The 19,116-nt window shown below is 42.1% G+C and carries 13 protein-coding genes and 1 pseudogene; 5 read left to right on the top strand and 9 right to left on the bottom strand.

Translation table 11 applies throughout. The annotated features are described in order from the left end of the window. Nucleotides 1-21: 21 nt before the first annotated feature. The 5 genes from AACW45_RS23705 to ald all read right to left on the bottom strand — a co-directional run bounded on the left by AACW45_RS23705 (nt 22) and on the right by ald (nt 5,781). Nucleotides 22-315 (bottom strand): HigA family addiction module antitoxin, encoded by a 294-nt coding sequence (locus tag AACW45_RS23705; protein ID WP_190629258.1) that lies wholly within the window; start codon nt 313-315, stop codon nt 22-24. 522 nt (nt 316-837) lie between these two features. After that, nucleotides 838-1,038: a hypothetical protein gene (locus AACW45_RS23700; RefSeq protein WP_190692783.1), complete on the bottom strand. Its 201-nt coding sequence runs from the start codon at nt 1,036-1,038 to the stop codon at nt 838-840. 177 nt (nt 1,039-1,215) lie between these two features. Beyond that, nucleotides 1,216-3,387 carry a DEAD/DEAH box helicase gene (locus tag AACW45_RS23695; RefSeq protein WP_190628949.1) on the bottom strand — a complete coding sequence of 724 codons (2,172 nt, stop codon included), beginning with the start codon at nt 3,385-3,387 and terminating at the stop codon, nt 1,216-1,218. 483 nt (nt 3,388-3,870) lie between these two features. Next, nucleotides 3,871-4,488 (bottom strand): hypothetical protein, encoded by a 618-nt coding sequence (locus tag AACW45_RS23690; RefSeq protein WP_190628947.1) that lies wholly within the window; start codon nt 4,486-4,488, stop codon nt 3,871-3,873. Between the two features lie 201 nt (nt 4,489-4,689). Beyond that, nucleotides 4,690-5,781 (bottom strand): alanine dehydrogenase, encoded by a 1,092-nt coding sequence (gene ald / locus AACW45_RS23685; RefSeq protein ID WP_190628945.1) that lies wholly within the window; start codon nt 5,779-5,781, stop codon nt 4,690-4,692. A 414-nt stretch (nt 5,782-6,195) separates the two neighbouring features. Between ald and AACW45_RS23680 the strand changes: the two genes are divergently transcribed. The 4 genes from AACW45_RS23680 (at nt 6,196) to AACW45_RS23665 (ending at nt 10,344) form a co-directional block, all read left to right on the top strand. Continuing rightward, entirely contained in the window at nt 6,196-6,366 is a 171-nt protein-coding gene (locus AACW45_RS23680) for a chlorophyll a/b-binding protein (RefSeq protein WP_096647654.1), read from the top strand. Between the two features lie 331 nt (nt 6,367-6,697). Further along, nucleotides 6,698-6,994, top strand: a complete 297-nt coding sequence (locus AACW45_RS23675; RefSeq protein ID WP_190628943.1) for a hypothetical protein — start codon at nt 6,698-6,700, stop codon at nt 6,992-6,994. Nucleotides 6,995-7,343: 349 nt separating this feature from the next. Continuing rightward, nucleotides 7,344-8,348: a WD40 repeat domain-containing protein gene (locus AACW45_RS23670; protein ID WP_190629257.1), complete on the top strand. Its 1,005-nt coding sequence runs from the start codon at nt 7,344-7,346 to the stop codon at nt 8,346-8,348. 574 nt (nt 8,349-8,922) lie between these two features. Next, a complete protein-coding gene (locus AACW45_RS23665) occupies nt 8,923-10,344 on the top strand; it encodes a tetratricopeptide repeat protein (protein WP_190628939.1) in 1,422 nt (473 codons plus the stop codon). A 110-nt stretch (nt 10,345-10,454) separates the two neighbouring features. Here AACW45_RS23665 and AACW45_RS23660 read toward each other — a convergent pair. The 3 genes and pseudogenes from AACW45_RS23660 to psaA form a co-directional block, all read right to left on the bottom strand. Then, nucleotides 10,455-10,924, bottom strand: a pseudogene (locus AACW45_RS23660) (REP-associated tyrosine transposase). Between the two features lie 165 nt (nt 10,925-11,089). Beyond that, on the bottom strand, nt 11,090-13,315 hold the full coding sequence (gene psaB, locus AACW45_RS23655; RefSeq protein WP_190628937.1) for a photosystem I core protein PsaB: 2,226 nt from the start codon (nt 13,313-13,315) through the stop codon (nt 11,090-11,092). 179 nt (nt 13,316-13,494) lie between these two features. Further along, entirely contained in the window at nt 13,495-15,753 is a 2,259-nt protein-coding gene (gene psaA / locus AACW45_RS23650; protein ID WP_190628934.1) for a photosystem I core protein PsaA, read from the bottom strand. Between the two features lie 630 nt (nt 15,754-16,383). On the opposite strand from psaA, the gene AACW45_RS23645 reads away from it, so the two are divergent. Beyond that, a complete protein-coding gene (locus tag AACW45_RS23645) occupies nt 16,384-17,967 on the top strand; it encodes a hypothetical protein (RefSeq protein ID WP_190628932.1) in 1,584 nt (527 codons plus the stop codon). A gap of 199 nt (nt 17,968-18,166) precedes the next feature. Here the strand turns inward: AACW45_RS23645 and glsA are convergent, their stop codons facing one another. Continuing rightward, nucleotides 18,167-19,081: a glutaminase A gene (gene glsA, locus AACW45_RS23640; RefSeq protein ID WP_190628930.1), complete on the bottom strand. Its 915-nt coding sequence runs from the start codon at nt 19,079-19,081 to the stop codon at nt 18,167-18,169. Nucleotides 19,082-19,116: the final 35 nt, after the last annotated feature.

The following is a 19,116-nucleotide window of genomic DNA, read 5'->3' as shown; positions in this document are numbered from 1 at the left end:
AGCAATTTCTAATGAATTAATTTAGATTACTTGCGGAATTTGATTGTAAACTTCTGCATTTTCTGCCAAAGCTTGGCGTAAATCATACTGCGTTTGTAAATTTAACCAGAACTGCGCACTGTTACCAAAATAGCGCGATAAACGTAAAGGTGTATCTGCCGTGATACCACGCTTTCCTGATAAAATTTCGCTAATCCTTGTTTGAGATACACCTATATCTTTGCTCAATCTATAAGGTGTAATATTTAGCGGTTCCAAAAATTCTACTTGGAGAATTTCACCAGGATGAATATTTGCTAGACGGTTGTTCATAATCTTTTTTTAGTTAGTGATAATCTACGATAGGAATCATATTTGATTTGGTGAAAAACACGTAGTGGACTGACACGCCTAAAATGTTGCAATATAATTTTCTTGTGAGGTGGACATCTTGTCCGCCCAGGACGGGCGAGACGCCCATCCCACAAGAGTTTTATTAATGCACTATTTTAGCTGTGTCAGTCCAGTACTTCCGAATCATTATTTTCGTCTGTCCAAACAAAGCAGACTCGCCATTGTCCTGTTTGTTATCTCTCGGTTATCTTCGGCTTAAAAGTATTTTATTTAACCACAGAGACACAGCGAAAAGTCTGAGCGGAGGTTTCCTCCGAACAAAACTTTTCAAGACAGAGATAGCAGAGATCAACAGATGCATTCGTAGGGGCGGGGTCTCCCCGCCCTTTACTGTGCAATAATCAGTGATACTGGGCACTTATTGAGAAATTTACCAGTCATTAATCTCAGTAATCGCGGTTGAACGTAGTCAATTTATTGGCTATGCTGTATCGCTAGCAGTCTTTATTGGTGAACTATGAAAATACTCAAATTGATTTTACTTGCTTGTCCTGCTTTTCTCGCATCTGTGCTATTCATCACCAATCCCGCACATGCAGCCAGTATAAACTCTGCACCAGCTACAGAAATTGTTATGGTAGCATCTGCACAACCAAACCATGAATTAATCGCCCCAAATGTAACATCAGAATCAAATCCCATCATGGATCAACTGGGTTGTAGTTGCGCTAGTTGCGTTAAATCTAAATTTTATTTACTCCAAGGCAAATTACCCCTTTAATTGTAATCTAGAGGTGCTAGGGGGGGTGAAGCAAGATAGTTATGAACCCGCCCCTACAGGTTGTGAAAAATGTGGGTAAAGTCCTGACTACAAGAATTATTTCACCATTGCGCTACTTGTTCTTTTAATTCCTCTATATTTAAATAGTCACTCACAAAAGCTTTGCGTAATAGCGGGTGCGGAATATATTCATCATATTTTTGCAATTCTGGCGCTTCAGATTCACTCACCAAATACTCAGGAATAATTCTTTCTTCTGCCAAAGCTACAATTTCTTTACCCAAATATTCAACTTTATATTTTCCTAATTTAACTGTTAAATAATAAGGACTACTACCGCCAATACTTTTAATTTCTAAAGACTCTCGACAGCAAGAATTCAGCCATCTTTCCAAAGTACGGAAAGCTAAAGTTCCCATCCAAGGGAAAATACAACATTTACCTTTACCTAAAACAACTATATTTTGTTTATCTAAGCCAGCATCTCTAGTTAACTGACGCACTGTGCGTAAACATTGCAAAGCATTAGGCTGTAAATAGCTATATTCTAAATCTTCTAGTAAAACTTGCCGCATCCGTTGCAAAACTTTCGTGTGAATAATTCCCCCACCACCACGCCAATAAATACTCGCTTTACCTTCTACTTGTTTTACAGAAATCACCCTTTTTTTAAAGTCAACTTCTGTTACTTCCCATGTTCTCCCAGCTAAAGCAAATTGATTCCCCACAATTGGCGGTTTGACAATACTCCCAATTTCTGTTGTACCTTGCTTAACTACATATTCCTGACTATCAGCAAAGACAGCATAAAATTGGAACTTGCGCACGATACGTTCACCAGTCAAGCCAATAATTAATTTACCAGTTTCCGTTTTTTGAATATGGTCAATATCAATTAAATATCTCAGCAATAATCTAAAATCTTCCTGATAAATTTCTGCAAATGGAGGTAAGCTAAAAACTTGCTTTGCTAAAGCCGCAGGTGTGAGTTCTCCCGTTGCTGCTAAAATACTCATTGTCTGCTGATATAGCAAACTAAAAGGATATTTTACCGGCTTAATCGGCTCAATCCAACGTTCTTCTAAATAAAGTTGAATAATCGCGATAGATTGCAATAATTGCCAAGGAATTTGTTCTGCTAAAGGTGCATCTAATCCTGGTTGAGTTTCTGCACAGACAAAACGCATATCAGCCGCTTCACCTCTTCTTCCCGTGCGTCCTAATCTTTGTAAAAAACTCGCGACAGAAAGCGGTGATTCTAACTGAATCACTCTTTCTAAATGACCAATATCTATACCTAATTCTAACGTTAAAGTAGCTGCTGTCACTGCTGGATTGTTCGGTTCGCGCATTGCATTTTCCGCTACTTGGCGCAAACTTGCTGAGATACTACCATGATGTACGTGATAAATATCTGGTAATGATTGTTCTGTGGCAATTCTTCTTAAAGATGCAATTACAGATTCCGTTTGCGTGCGGTTATTCCCAAATATCAAACATTTGCGCGACTTGCTGAGATTAAATAAATATCTATCGTATGGCGTAACTTCAATTTCATCAACTTCATCGTTGAGATAAAAATGTTCGATAGCTAATTTTACTTGGCGTTTTCCCGACTCAATTTTTGGCGTAATTACTGATTTATCTGTTCCCGAACGTAACCAATCTTCCGCCATTGAATAATCGCCAAGGGTAGCCGATAAACCAATGCGTCGGGGTTGGGTTTGGGTAATGTTTGCTAAACGCTGCAATTGACAAATGATTTGACAACCGCGTTCTGAACCCATAAAAGCGTGAATTTCATCAATAACAACAAAGCGTAAATCCCCAAATAAGCGGATTAATTCATGATGTTTATTTACTAATAAACTTTCTAAAGATTCGGGCGTAATTTGCAAAACGCCTTTGGGGTTTTTTAATAGCTTATTTTTCTGATTTTGAGATACATCACCATGCCAATGCCATACTGGAATATCTGCGGCTTTGAGTAAACCATTGAGGCGTTCAAATTGATCGTTAATTAATGCTTTAATGGGGCCAATATATAATGCACCTATAGTATTAGCAGGTTTTTCATACAATCGAGTCACCACAGGTAAAAATGCGGCTTCTGTTTTTCCTGCTGCTGTCGCTGCTGCTACTAGTAAATGAGCATCGGTATCAAATATGACTTGACAAGCGGCTATTTGTGCTGGGCGTAATTCAGCCCAGTTGTGATTATAGATATATTCTTGGATAAAAGGCGCAAGTCGATGAAAGATTTCATTGCTCATAAATTTTAGTCAACAGTCCATAGTCAATAGTCCATAGTATTTAACTTTGGTTATTAACTGTTGACAAGCCGAATTTTTATTTACACCTACCCCTTCGCGCATTCTGCCCAAAAAATTGTTGGATTGGGCAAGGTTTAACTGTACTTCTGTAGGCTTGACTTTATTTTAAACAGTGTTTGCGGCACATCAATATATTCAAGAGGGCATGGCATTGCCATGCCCCTACCATCTGTCACATTCATTTTTCAAACTTGTATCAAGATTATAGCTCAATACAGTTCAGTTAGCGCCAAAAACCTTACGCTGCGTAGGTTGGGTTGAGGAACGTAGACGCGGAGCGGCTTCCCGAAGGGTAACCCAACATTTTCACGGGTTTGTTGGGTTGAACGAAGTGAAACCCAACCTACAATTAAGTCTAATTTAGAGTTTGAAAACACGCCCTAGGGGGGATCGAATTCTATGCAGCCTCATAAACAATCGCTATTACATCGATTTAACATTCAAAAGCTGAAACAATTTCTGAAGCGGAAAATCATTCCAATTCACAGCTACGGATGATTGAATAGTTAAATCTCCTTGTTGCAACTTAGTCATTAAAACCGAGTCATTTTCTAGATTATGAAACAAGACATCTAAAAGCTGGGATTGATTGCGAGGAATATTGTAGTAAACTTTATCGTTTTCAATTCTCATCCCTTTTGGTAATGCTCCATGAGGAATTGTACCCCCTAGAAATATTTGCCACCCGGCGATGAGATAACGGTAGGCTATAGATTCAGTATCAAACTGAGGTTTTTTTAATAATCGCAGTTCTCCTTCAATATAGTCTTTGTGAAGCGTAATTTTTTCTGGAGTAAAATGCACTTCAACTTGAATTTGGTTATATTCTATTGTTGCTATCAGCCCTTCATCAATATCAGGTTTTAAGCTTTTTAATTGCTCAACTCTAGATTCAGCTTGTTGACACAGAACTAAAACAGCTTTTTTTCTCAAAGTCAATTGTTTAGTTGCTACGCTAAATATAATATATTCTTCTAGTGCTTGTTTGAGTAATTGTTTAGATGCCTGAAAAGTTGCTGTTAATTTGTTAAATAAACTCATATTTACTTAATACGAAAGATAAAATTGTTGCATTCTTTGTCTCTTGTATAGAATTTTATGTCAAAAAATTGAAAACACAAAGAGCGATCGCGCTCATATGCGAAAATTTACCAGACCCGCAACTGCGTATCTGGTAAACTACTTTGGTAAATTAGGTATAAAAACTACACCTATAATCCCTATTTCAATACTTGTTATGCATTAACTTACCAAGTCTGGGAATACTTCTTGTACAGCCGGATGTACTAAGCGATGATTATTAACATTCACACCTTTAGCCAATGCAGAGTTAACATCTAACGCTTTCATGCCCAAGTTTGCTAACTGCACCACATAAGGTAAAGTACTGTTATTTAGCGCTTGGGTGGCTGTCCAAGGTACTGCACCAGGCATATTTGGAACGCCATAATGCACCACGCCCTCTTCAATGTAAACAGGGTTTGTATGGCTAGTGGTGCGTAAGGTTTCTACACATCCGCCTTGATCGACAGCAACATCCACAATTACCGAACCAGGACGCATTTTCTGTACCAATTCGCGGGATACTAATATTGGTGCTCTACGTCCTGGCACCAAAACTGCACCAACAAGCAAATCAGCTTCTTTAACTGCGGCTTCTATATGGGCGGAGTTGCTGTAAAGTAGTTCAACTCTAGAGCCAAATAGAGTTTCTAGGTAAGATAAGCGTTCGACATTTACATCTAATATTTGGACGATCGCTCCCATGCCTACAGCGATTTTAGCGGCTTCTGTCCCCACAACGCCGCCGCCTAAAATCACTACCTTACCCGGTTTTACTCCCGGAACACCGCCCAAAAGAACGCCTCGCCCACCTTTTTGGCGTTCTAAATAAGTTGCACCAAATTGTACGGATAACCGCCCAGCAATAATGCTCATGGGAGAGAGCAAGGGTAATTTATTCGCACCGGGCTGTTCTACTGTTTCATAGGCGATCGCACAAGTGCCACAATCAATTAAATGTTCTGTTAATTTGCGATCGGCTGCCAAATGCAGATAAGTAAATAATATCTGTCCTTTTTGCAAAAATTTATACTCAGCCTCTTGTGGCTCTTTAACTTTTACTACTAGTTCGCGATTCCATGCAGAATCTTGTGTAGCAACAATTTCACCGCCTGCCGCGATGTAGTCATCATCAGTAAACCCACTACCAACACCTGCTTGTGTCTGTACGAAAATAGCATGACCATTTTCTTTCAATACCCGTACAGTCGCAGGACTCAACCCTACACGAAACTCTTGATCCTTGGTTTCCTTAGGAACGCCGATTTCCATTTATCGCCTCTAATAATATTGTGGTTTCACTTTAGCCTGCCAGTATTAGACTGGCTACTTCCGTATTAAGGATTGCTAACCAAATTGTTCTTTTGTTGCCTAACTTCCATTACGGTGCTACCAAGTCTTACCCTTGACTATTGCCCTAGTCTTTCTAAAATATATAAAGAATAATAAAAAAATGTAAACAGAAGTTTACACGGGGTCGTCCCCCAAAACTGCTACTTGGTTACTGAAGCAATGTAGCTTGAGTTCCTAGCAGAGCAAGTCAGTTCTACACCTAAGGAAGTTCTGATGTCTGAAGACTAGCGGCGATGATGCTAAGTTGAAGACGACTCAGCCAACCGCAGCAAAGTCTACAGGCTTTTCTAGATCAATTTCGTTTGCCGAACAATAAGAGAGGAATTATTAATGATGACACAGCCAAAGCCAACTGTTACACCCAAACTAGAGGAACCAAAGTTAGGCTTTAACGAATATGCCGAACGATTAAATGGTCGAGCGGCGATGATTGGCTTTATCTTGATGGTGGTAATTGAATATGTCACCAATCAAGGCGTGCTATCATGGCTCGGTCTGAAGTAGATCTGCCACAACGCACAAGCACGAAAGTTGTAAGCTAGTAATTAGAAGAGTTGGAACCAGCTAGTAATTCTGGCTGGTTTTAACTTAATTAATAGATAGCGAAACTACCTCTCAAGACTTATCGTCTATGGCTAAGAGATCCACCAAAAGTGACAACTTTATCCAAAACTTACATTTCTATGTGCAAGTAGGTAAATTGCTACACTTCCTCTCCTACTGAAGATAATTATAATACTTTAAATTCCTTGACTAACTGCACCGAAAGGCAGAGGGATCAAGGAAAGACTTATTCTCTTTCATCAAAAGCAAAACGAAATCAAATTAAACAGTGATGAACGTTATATTTCCGCGTTTTTTGAAGTCATCCTACCGCAAAGAGCCAATCGTCAGTTTACTGATCACAATGGGCGTAGTAGATGCGCTGATTGGTGGTTTAGATGATAGCTGGTCGTTATTTACCTTTGGTTTAGTTACAGCCGGAGTCAGCCTTGGTGTTAAACTCTGGCGCATTCAGCAGAGTCGCCCAATCGCAGAAGAGGAGCCTGTAGTCCAACATTACCTACCTTCTCGTTCCTCTAGTACAACTTTACCCATGCTGACTGTAACCAAGAAAAAGCCACCACAATAAACAATTCATAATTCATAATTCATAATTCAAAAGACAGTACCTTGGTAGGGTAAGGTGTCTTAATGTTCTTCACCGGGAGTTGTCCAAGTGAAGTATTTTGCGTTGGCGTTAAGAGACGCGATGAATCGCGTCTGTACAATTGGGATTTGTCCCCCCATGCCCAATGCCCCATGCCCAATGCCCCATGCCCAATGCCCAATGCCCAACACCTCAGTATACGCTCGGAGGACGGCAGCGTAAAACCTAGAGTAAGGTGACAGCAGGTGTTACCAAATGAGAAACAACAGTGAGCAGCAAGGGAAAAGTTAGGAATTCTTCTGTGCTTCGCCCGTATATTGTCTTAGCATTTATGGCTGCTATGACTTTTCCTGTGACAATTTGGCAGGGATTTTCTGGGAAAACTGCTGATGCTGCTGTAGAAGCAACAAATTCTCAACTTAAAACCGATTTTCGTCATCCTCAGTTAATTTACACTCTTCAAGGACATGGGGGAACAGTAAAATCCCTGGCTTTTAGTCCGGATAGCAAAATTCTCGCCAGTGGTGGAGCAGACAATGAAGGTGTAATTCGCTTGTGGAATCTGACAACAGGGAATAGGCTGGGGACGATTCGCAAAGCACATAAAACTGCGGTGGAATCTTTGGTAATTTCCCCAGATGGACAAACCCTCGCTAGCTGTAGTAGCGATTACACAATTAATCTCTGGAATCTGAAAAATCAGAAATTTAAACGCTCTTTTGTGGGACATAGTACTAATGTGCTGTCTTTAGCTGTGTCCCCAGATAATCAAGTTCTCATCAGTGGTGGGATGGATGGAATTCGCTTATGGGATTTACCACAGGAGCGCCCTTTAGCTACTTTAGCCAGCTTTGGTAATTTGATTCATACTCTCGCTGTTAGTCCTGATGGGCAAACCTTAGCTAGTGGAGATTATCAAGGTGTAGTGAAACTATGGAGCTTAGGGAGTGAAAAATTAACTCGCGCCTATGTGGGACATACGGATATAGTCACTGCTGTAGCCTTTACCCCGAACGGAGAACATTTAATTACTGCTAGCCGCGATCGCACTATTAAAATTTGGAATATTTATACTGGCGAACTAGTCCGCACTCTCAAAGGACATGACAATTGGGTAAATGCGATCGCTATTCATCCTGATGGTAAAACTCTCGCTAGCGCTGGTAAAGACGGAATTAAGCTGTGGGATTGGACTACAGGCGAGTTAATTAATACACTCAGCGAACATACAGATTGGATAAGTGCGATCGCTTTTAGTCCTAACGGGCAAATGTTAGCCAGTGGTAGTTTTGATAAACAAATTAAAGTGTGGGGAATTGCACCAAAACGTAATTGAGAGTTTTAGAGACTTCCAAGTAAACAATATTCCATTGCTATTGTTGTACGGGCGGGTTTAATCAACATATCTGTTGTTGACGGTTCACGGTTAACAATCAATGCTTAACAGTCAACAACTGGAGGCGATCGCTGTTTGCTTATTTATAATGTCAATTGAAACGCTCGTACCATCAGTAAATTTACAGCTATTTTCAGGTAAATAGACCACGCTGTAGGGGCACGGCACCGATAATCTTTTGGTACATACAATATTTTACTATTGCCGTGCCCCTACGACAGATGTGGTTCTTTCCTTCTCTGTGCAAGTTTAATAATGTTAGGTGTGCATGGATAGGAAGAATCTCAAAATAGCTTTTCTGACAAAAAATAACGTTCTTCTTCAGAGATAGATAATATTACTTGCACTAAACATTTAATAAGTTTAGTGTTCATACTTGCCAAGTCAAGGGCAGTCAGTATTTATATCAACATAATATCAAAAATTTGGTACATTAGTACAATGCTTACAATCCTACAACAAAATTTTATTCCTATAAAAAATTCTATTCAATTCAGTAATTGGTGTTATTTGTATGACAAACAACTTAAATAATCACAAGTCTAAATATTTCTTAATATATTATATAGGTGCAGCAATTATAGGAGTATTTATAATCCAGTTTGCTTATACTCTTGTGCAGAAATCTTTTCCTTCTCCATCAAAGTATATTGAGCAAAGTTATACCTATAAGGCTTCAGGAAATCATAAAGCAGCTTTAGACGCTCTTAACGCAGCGATGAAGCTAGATTCTAAAAACCCCCAGTTATACATTGAGCGGGCTGAAGTTCGTGAGAAATTAGGCGATGAGTCAGGATTTATAGAAGATATCAAAAAAGCGATTCAAATTGACCCTAATAACAAGGATAGGTATCTATTAAATTTGAATTCATGGAATAGTGATAGCAACGCAAGGTTGCAACGTTACAACCAAGCAATTCAAATTGACCCAAATAATTACCAACTTTATATTGATAGAGGTAATTTACGTGACATATTCTTGAATGATGATAAAGGAGCTTTGCAAGACTACAATAAAGTAATTGAGCTTGAACCTGAAAGGTCTTTTGGTTACAGCGCTCGCGCTAGATTACGGAGTGAATTAGGGGATAAACAGGGGGCTTTGCAAGACTACAATAAAGTAATTGAGCTTGAACCTGAACCTGACCGTTATTCTTACAGCGCTCGCGCTAGATTACGGAGTGAATTAGGGGATAAACAGGGGGCTTTGCAAGACTACAATAAAGTAATTGAGCTTGAACCTGAAAGGTTTTTTGGTTACATCGAACGCGCTAGATTACGGAGTGAATTAGGGGATAAACAGGGGGCTTTGCAAGACTACAATAAAGTAATTGAGCTTGAACCTGAAAGGTCTTTTGGTTACAGCGCTCGTGCTATATTACGGAGTGAATTAGGGGATAAACAGGGTGCTTTGCAAGACTACAATAAAGTAATTGAGCTTGAATCTAAAAGTTCTTCATCTTACATTCATCCTTCTTTTAATTACATCGCTCGCGCTAGATTACGGAATGAATTAGGGGATAAACAGGGTGCTTTGCAAGACTACAGTAAAGCAATTGAGCTTAACCCTAAATATGATTCTGCTTATAACAATCGAGGTCTTGCTCGCTCCGATTTAGGGGATAAACAGGGTGCTTTGCAAGACTATAATAAAGCAATTAAGCTTAACCCTAAATATGATTCTGCTTATAACAACCGAGGTCTTGCTCGCTCCGATTTAGGTGATAAACAGGGAGCTTTACAAGATTTCAACACAGCAATTCAGTTAAACACAAAAAATGCTACTGCTTACTATAATCGGGCTTGGGTTCGCTATGAATTAGGAGATAAGCAAGCTGCAATTAAAGATTGGCAGCTTGCTGCTAACCTTTATTTAGAACAAGGTAATACAAAAAAATATTCAGAGGCAATAGAGAGAATTAAATCAATTCAATAATTAATTTTAAACTGCCACTTAAGGCTACAAAGGGCGGGCAAGATGCCCACCCCACAAGATAGCTCACAAGAGAAAATTTGACAGTATAAGAGAGAATGTGATGATTGAGATTATTCGGGAAGTTGCCAAAAGAAAGGGTAATCTTCTGGGTTTGATGACAGCCCTTCTTTCACAGGATTTTCTCTAATGTATTGCCAATATTGTTGAAACTCTTGGTCATCCCTAACAATACGGTCATATCTTTCATCTTGCCAAACTGTACCTATATGTTTCATCACTTTGGGAATTTGTTTAGCACTATAACTTTTAATACTGTTCATAATACTACTCAGTGACCAAAACTCATTTTCAGATTTGAGTAAAGGTTGAATGAGCAAATGCACATGATTTGTCATGATTACTAAGACAAATATTTGATATCTCTTTTGATTAAAAAACAAGCAAGAATTAAAAACTATTTCTCTAGCTTCTGGGCTAAGTTCTAACTTCTCCCAAGTATTAAAGGTAATAAAATAAACTGCCCCATCTAACTCCCAATGAGGCAATCTTCTCTGAAAATTTTCAACTTTGGCTCTTGCATTTAGTATAGTAGGTTATTTTTCTTGTGGGGTGGGCATCTTGCCCGCCCTTTCCTTATCCTTCCCATTAATAAAAAGAAAATTGAATATTTTTACTATCCCAACAAAAAATCCCCCACCTTGCGGCGAGGGATTTTGTTTAATCACCTACAAAACTAGTAGCCAGATCAACCGAACTTACCAGCAGTAGAAGCGATTAGGAACGCTGCGTAGGTTACGAAGTAGCCAACGGTGAAGTGAGCTAAACCAACCAAACGAGCTTGAACGATGGAGAGTGCAACGGGCTTATCTTTCCAGCGAACTAAGTTAGCTAGAGGAGTACGCTCGTGTGCCCAAACTAGAGTTTCAATCAACTCTTGCCAGTAACCTCTCCAGGAGATGAGGAACATGAAGCCTGTTGCCCAGATTAGGTGTCCGAATAGGAACATCCAAGCCCAAACAGACAGGTTATTCACGCCGTAGGGGTTGTAACCGTTGATCAACTGAGCGGAGTTAGCCCAGAGGTAGTCACGGAACCAGCCCATGAGGTAGGTGGAGTTTTCGTTGAACTGAGCAACGTTACCTTGCCAAACACCCAGGTGTTTCCAGTGCCAGTAGAAGGTTAACCAACCTACTGTGTTCAATGCCCAGAACAAAGCTAGATAGAAAGCGTCCCAAGCAGAGATATCGCAAGTACCGCCACGACCAGGGCCGTCGCAAGGGAATGCATAACCGAAGTCCTTTTTATCGGGCATCAGCTTGGAGCCGCGAGCATCCAAAGCACCCTTAACGAGAATCAAGGTGGTGGTGTGCAGACCAAGTGCGATCGCGTGGTGTACCAAGAAATCGCCAGGGCCAATTGTTAAGAACAGGGAGTTGGTACCAGCATTAATAGCATCTAACCAACCAGGTAACCAGACGTTAGCGTAGTTCGGATAAGCTGTGTAAGCAATACTATCAGGGTTGGACAATAGTACATCCAATCCGTAAAGTACCTTACCATTAGCTGCTTGGACGAACTGAGCAAATACTGGCTCAATTAGGATTTGCTTTTCAGGAGTACCGAAAGCAACTACTACGTCGTTGTGAACGTATAAGCCTAGAGTGTGGAAGCCTAAGAAGAGAGATACCCAGCTGAGGTGGGAGATAATCGCTTCTTTGTGCTTGAGAACACGGTCTAGTACGTTACCTTTGTTTTGTTCGGGGTCGTAGTCACGAACCCAGAAGATAGCGCCGTGGGCGAAAGCACCAACCATCAAGAAGATGGCGATGTATTGGTGGTGGGTGTACAACGCTGCCTGTGTGGTGTAGTCCTTAGCAATAAATGCATAGGAAGGCATGGAGTACATGTGTTGCGCTACCCAAGAGGTAACAACACCCAAGCAAGCTAGGTGCCAACCTAATTGGAAGTGCAGGGAGTTGTTGTAGGTGTCATATATACCTTGGTGAGGCATATTGAACGGGCCTTCAACAGGTTTGCCAAAGAAAGTTTTGGCATTCATCATTTCTTTGATGCTGTGACCAATACCAAAGTTGGTACGGTACATGTGACCAGCAACAATGAAGAGTACAGCGATCGCTAAGTGGTGGTGAGCAATGTCAGTCAACCACAAAGCTTCTGTTTGGGGATGGAAACCACCTAAGAAAGTCAGGATTGCAGTACCTGCACCTTGAGATGTGCCGAAAATATGACCTGCTGTGTCAGGATTTTGGGCATAAACACTCCAGTTACCAGTGAAGAAGGGTTGTAACCCTGCTGGGTGGGGAGCGGTGCTGAGGAAGTTGTCCCAACCTACGTGCTGTCCGCGAGCTTCGGGGATAGCAACGTGGATTAAGTGACCAGCCCAAGCCAGAGAGCTAACGCCGAACAAACCAGCTAAGTGGTGGTTCAAGCGAGATTCAGCATTCTTGAACCAAGCTAGGCTAGGACGGTACTTAGGTTGCAAGTGCAACCAACCTGCAAACAGTAGTACGGCTGCAAACAGTAGTAGGAAAACTGAACCTGCGTACAGTTCGCTGTTTGTGCGCATACCGATGGTGTACCACCAGTGGTAAACACCAGAGTAAGCAATGTTTACAGGATTACTAGCACCAGCTTGGGTGAAAGCTTCGATCGCTGGTTTACCGAAGTGGGGGTCCCAAATTGCGTGAGCGATGGGACGGATGTGAAGGGGATCTTTGATCCACTGTTCAAAGTTACCTTGCCAGGCTACATGGAACAGGAGGCTGGAAGCCCACAGGAAGATGATTGCCAAGTGACCGAAGTGAGTGGCGAAAATCTTTTGGTAAAGATTTTCTTCAGTCATGCCATCATGGCTTTCAAAGTCATTGCCTGTTGCGATCGCATACCATATCCGACGAGTAGTCGGGTCCTGTGCGAGATCCTGGCTAAATTTTGGAAATTTTGTTGCCATAGGTGTGATAATTCCTCTGACCTTTAGCCATCAGGTTTCAGCTGCATTTTGGATTTTAGATGTTTGGTATAGATTTTTGATTTTGGGCTAAATCTCAAATCTTTCCTGGTTTGGCAGTTGCTCTTTGCGGATTATTCCCAGAGCAAGCTGCCTCACCAAAACCCTCAATTCGCTGATTGCTATCCTACTGAAAGAATATGTGCGTGGAAGAATGCCCAGGTAGTAGCAATTCCTCCTAAGAGGTAGTGAGCTACACCTACTGCCCGACCTTGAGTAATGCTCAAAGCGCGAGGTTGAATAGCTGGTGCTACCTTCAGTTTATTATGCGCCCAAACGATGGACTCAATTAATTCTTGCCAGTAGCCGCGACCACTGAACAGGAACATCAAGCTGAATGCCCATACAAAGTGAGCGCCTAAGAACATGAGTCCGTAAGCAGACAGTTCACTTCCGTAGGAGTTGATTACTTGTGAAGCTTGCGCCCACAAGAAGTCACGCAACCAACCGTTGATTGTGATGGCACTTTGGGCAAAGTTACCACCAGTAATGTGAGTTACATCACCTGCTGCGTCTACTGTTCCCCATACATCAGATTGCATCTTCCAGCTGAAGTGGAAAATTACAATTGACAGGGAGTTATACATCCAGAATAGTCCGAGGAATACGTGATCCCAACCAGAAACTTGGCAGGTACCACCACGACCAGGACCGTCGCAAGGGAAGCGGAAGCCCAAGTTAGCCTTGTCTGGGATCAGACGAGAACTACGAGCGAACAGCACACCCTTGAGTAGGATGAGAACAGTTACGTGAATGGTAAAGGCATGAATGTGGTGAATTAAGAAGTCTGCTGTACCCAAAGCAATAGGAGCAGCTGCTACTTTTCCACCTACAGCCAAAATACCACCACCAAAGACATAGCTAACCGGTTCTAGCGCATTAGGAGCAGTGGAACCAGGCGCTAAGGCATGGATATTTTGTACCCATTGCGCAAATACTGGCTGCAACTGAATTGCTGTATCGGAGAACATATCTTCGGGACGACCCAATGCACGCATTGTGTCGTTGTGGATGTAAAGTCCAAAGCTATGGAAGCCGAGGAAAATACAAACCCAGTTTAAGTGAGAGATAATCGCATCCCGGTGACGAATCACCCGATCCAGTACGTTGTTTTGGTTAACAACTGGATCGTAATCCCGAACCATGAAGATAGCCGCGTGAGCAGCGCCTCCCACGATTAGGAAACCACCTATCCAAATATGGTGAGTAAAGATACACAACTGTGTAGCGTAATCAGTTGCCAAATATGGGTAGGGTGGCATCGCGTACATGTGGTGCGCGATGATGATGGTCAAGGAACCCAAGAAGGCAAGGTTAGTGCCTAACTGAGCGTGCCAAGAAGTTGTCAGGTTTTCGTAAAGACCTTTGTGGCCTTCACCAGTGAAAGGACCTTTATGGTTTTCGAGGATCTCTTTAATGCTGTGACCGATACCCCAGTTGGTGCGGTATTGGTGACCAGCAATGATAAACAGTACAGCGATCGCCAAGTGGTGGTGAGAGATATCTGTCAGCCACAAGCCGCCTGTTACTGGGTTGAGACCACCCTTGAAGGTCAAGAAGTCAGCATACTGACCCCAGTTCAAGGTGAAGAAAGGTGCTAAACCACTGGCAAAGCTGGGATAAAGCTCGGTCAACAAGTCTTTGTTCAGGATGAACTCGTGGGGCAAGGGGATATCTTTGATAGCTACCCCTGCATCCAACAGCTTGTTGGTCGGTGCGGACACGTGGATTAAGTGTCCAGCCCATCCCAAGGAACCGCAACCTAGCAATACTTGTAGGTGGTGGTTCAACATAGACTCCACATTCTGGAACCATTCCAGTTTGGGAGCGCGCTTGTGGTAATGGAACCAACCGGCAAACAGGAATAAGCCTGCTAATACCAAGCCGCCGATGGCAGTACAGTACAACTGGAAGGAGTTGGTAATACCCCAGCCACGCCATACTTGGAACAAGCCAGAGGTGATTTGAATACCGTGGAAGCCACCGCCAACATCACCGTTTAAAATGTCTTGTCCAACAATTGGCCAAACTACTTGCGCACTAGGCTTAACGTTTAGAGGGTCGCTTAACCAAGCTTCGTAGTTGGAAAACTTAGCGCCGTGGAATATCATCCCGCTCAACCAAATGGTCACTACGGCTAGGTGACCGAAGTGGGCAGCAAATATCTTGCGGGAGATTTCTTCTAGATCGCTTGTATGTGTATCAAAATCGTGGGCGAGGGCATGTAGGTTCCAAATCCATGTGGTGGTTTTGGGACCTCTAGCTAAAGTTCTGTCGAAGTGACCTGGTTGTGCCCATTTCTCAAATGAGGTAGGTACTGGATCGTTATCGACTATTACTTTTGCTTTTTTCTCCTCTCGCTCCGGAGGACTAATCGTCATTCGACCTCCTCTCTAGATAAGGAATGAGGAATCAGGAAACCACAAAGTAAACCATTACCGCATCCTCCAGAAAATTCTGGGGGGCGATGAAGACCCGATGTGGAAGTTTGTTTCTGTTGAATTATAAAGTCTTAACTTGTACATTGTTGGAGATAATTTAACAATAATTCAAAATCACCAGAATATCTGTCCAATCTGCCTTTGAACTTCAAAACAATGGACAAAAAGTCAATAGATTATTCATTTAATTTACAAACAAACACAATTCGTAAAAATTATAGGTTGTAGGCGTACAGTAAGGCTTTTGACTGTTGCGCTTGCTACTGTTAGCCTTAAATTACGATTAGCAAAAAACTGTCAAATAAATGGCATCTTCATGGTATGTCGCCCAAAATGGCGAATGCTAAATTTGTTTTTCCTGGTGAGTCAGGGAAGCAGAGGTAACATCGGTAGTAAAGGCGGAACTTAATGAAAATTTATCCGTCTACAGTTCGGACTTTCTTAGTCCACTCCTACCTTGGCCTTTCCTCAACGTGGATACAGCAGTAAAAATTTTGGGCTATAGTTCCCTATGGACAGTTTGAGCCAAAATAATTTGGCAGTTCTTGAAGACATCGCTGGGTAGAAGGCATGAACTCTTGGCAGAAAAAAGTTTTAGAGAATCTCCTCCCCCGGAGGTTCGCTATGGTGAAATTGCTGATGACATTGTTAATCATCTTGAGTTTGGCAGGGTGTGGTGACAAAGCTGTCAGCCAAGATGTATCTTTGGGTGATACGGGTAAACCGCAACAGATTGCCAAAGAGTTTGCGGAAGTTTCCCCACCCGATACAATTCAAGAACTACGCCCAGCTTTGGAAGTCTACCAGCCACAGGTGACAATAATTACACCAAAAGCCGAGGAAGTCCTGCAAGAAAATCAAGTTACAGTGCGCTTGCAGGTGAAGGATCTACCCATATTTAAGAACCCAGAACTGAAATTAGGGAATCATCTGCATGTAATTCTTGATAATCAGCCTTATATACCTGTTTATGATTTAAATCAGCCCCTGGTGTTATCAGATTTAGCCCCAGGCACTCATACTTTGCGTGTCTTTGCCTCGCGCCCTTGGGATGAAAGTTTTAAAAATGAAGGTGCTTATGCCCAGATACAATTTCATATTGTTACCAAAACTGAAGATAACAACCCCGATCCGTCTCTACCATTGTTAACTTACAGCATTCCTCAAGGTGACTATGGGGCAGAACCTATCTTACTGGACTTTTACCTGACTAATGCCCCTCTACACCTTTTAGCGCAAGATAACCCCAAGGATAATCTCAGTGATTGGCGGATTCGTTGCACGATTAATGGTGAAAGCTTTATTTTGGATCGTTGGCAAGCTGTTTACCTCAAAGGTTTTAAACCAGGTAAAAATTGGGTAAAACTGGAATTTCTTGATAATCAGGGTAATCCTGTCAAAAATGTCTTTAATACAACAGTGGGAATCATTAATTACCAGCCTAATGGTAAAGATACGCTTTCGAGAATTGTGAGAGGAGAACTAACTGCAGATGAGTTACGTGGGATTGTAGACCCAAATTATACTGCTAAAGTACCAACACCAAAACCCACACCTGCACCACAGCCAACTCCAGAAGTTAAGGTTCCAGAAACACCGATAACACAGCCTACTGAATCAAAACAGCCAGAACCGATAGTAGAACCACAACCAGAAATAACACCAACTCCTGAAGCTACTCAGTTACCAGAAAAACCAAAATCTGGCGGATATTTCCAGCGTCGTCCTCATTCAGTAGATACACCATCTCCTAGCGAGTCGCCAATACAACCAGAGGTAACACCGACGCCGATTGTTACACCATCGCCGCAACCAGAGGTAACACCGACGCCGACTGTTACAGAATCACCGCAACCAGAGGTAACACCGACGCCGACTGTTACAGAATCACCGCAACCAGAGGTAACGCCGACACCGACTGTTACAGAGTCGCCGCAATCAGAGGTAACACCAACACCAACTGTTACAGAGTCGCCGCAACCAGAGGTAACACCAACGCCGACTGTTACAGAGTCACCGCAACCAGAGGTAGAACAGCCTTTAACAACGCGATTAAGCAAATATTTTCAGCGTCGCCCACGCCCTACTCCTCAAACATCACCGAGTGTAGAGCCTACAATACCAGAAATTGTTGAGCCGTCTACACCTAATTAAGGCCGATATCTCTCCCTGCATCCGAAATTCCGCCGTCACCCTAGAAGGGTGCGGCTAATTGAACAAAGCCTGCTTTGGCAGGCTTCATAATTATGATTTAGGGAACTCCAAAAAATAAATTATGCCAAATTGTAGGGGCGGGGTAACCCCGCCCCTACGAGTTGCAGGTTTGTTCAGCAAAAAACTAATTCTCTCAGTTTTAGCCAAAAATACTCAACTCTAGCTGCTGTGCTAAAGTTTCGACAAATGCTAACCCTGCTACGGGATTTCCTACGGTATCTAAGGCTGGGCTGTAACAAGCGATCGCTCCTGCGCCTGGTATTATTGCTAACAGTCCACCACCTATGCCCGATTTCATTGGTAGACCAATTCTGACAGCAAACTCGGCAGATGCTTCATATAATCCGCAGGTGAACATGACAGCATTAACAATTCGGCGGTTTTTTGCTGATATTATCCCATCTCTCACTGCTAAGAGTTTGCCAATTAAAGCTAAGTCTTCTACCTGTCCCGATAAGCAGCATATTTGTTCGTATGTGTCAAGAGCCATTTCTGGATTATCGAGATACTGGGTTTCTGCTAAATAATTAGCGATCGCTTGATTAGCTGGCGAACGTGTTAAGCGAACTGAAGCTAGCATTAATTCATCTAACTTTAGCTGACAACCAGCTAATCGATTCAGCCATTGACAAAAACGCTGAGTGCGATCGCTAGCATGATCACCCGGTAATTTAGCTGCTAAAGTAATAGCGCCACTGTTAATCATCGGATTGCGGGGGTAACCGCGATCGGCAATTAATTGATCTAAAGAATTAAACGGTGCTTGTGATGGTTCAACGCCTACCCATTGCAAAACCTTCTCTGCACCGAACGTTTCTAACAGATAGAGTAGCGAAAACGCTTTAACTACACTCATGAGTGGGAATACACAAGCTGTATCGCCAACGCTGTAATTTTGTCCCGTGACACAACAGATGTGAACCGCAAACCAATAGGGATTAGCCATGTTTAATCGCGGAGTGCGATCGGCTACTCTTCCACGATGAACATGGGATTTAGCTTGCTCAACCCAATTTGATAATTCTGTAGTGGTTATTGCTGAAAGTCTTGTCAAAATTAGTACAGATTCAAAATGATTGACTATGAACT

The sequence above is a fragment of the Calothrix sp. FACHB-168 genome (assembly GCF_963889195.1).
In the GTDB taxonomy this organism is placed as follows: Bacteria; Cyanobacteriota; Cyanobacteriia; order Cyanobacteriales; family Nostocaceae; genus Aulosira; species Aulosira anomala_A.
Note: the sequence above shows the minus strand (reverse complement) of the source record. Positions and strands in the feature narration are given on the sequence as shown.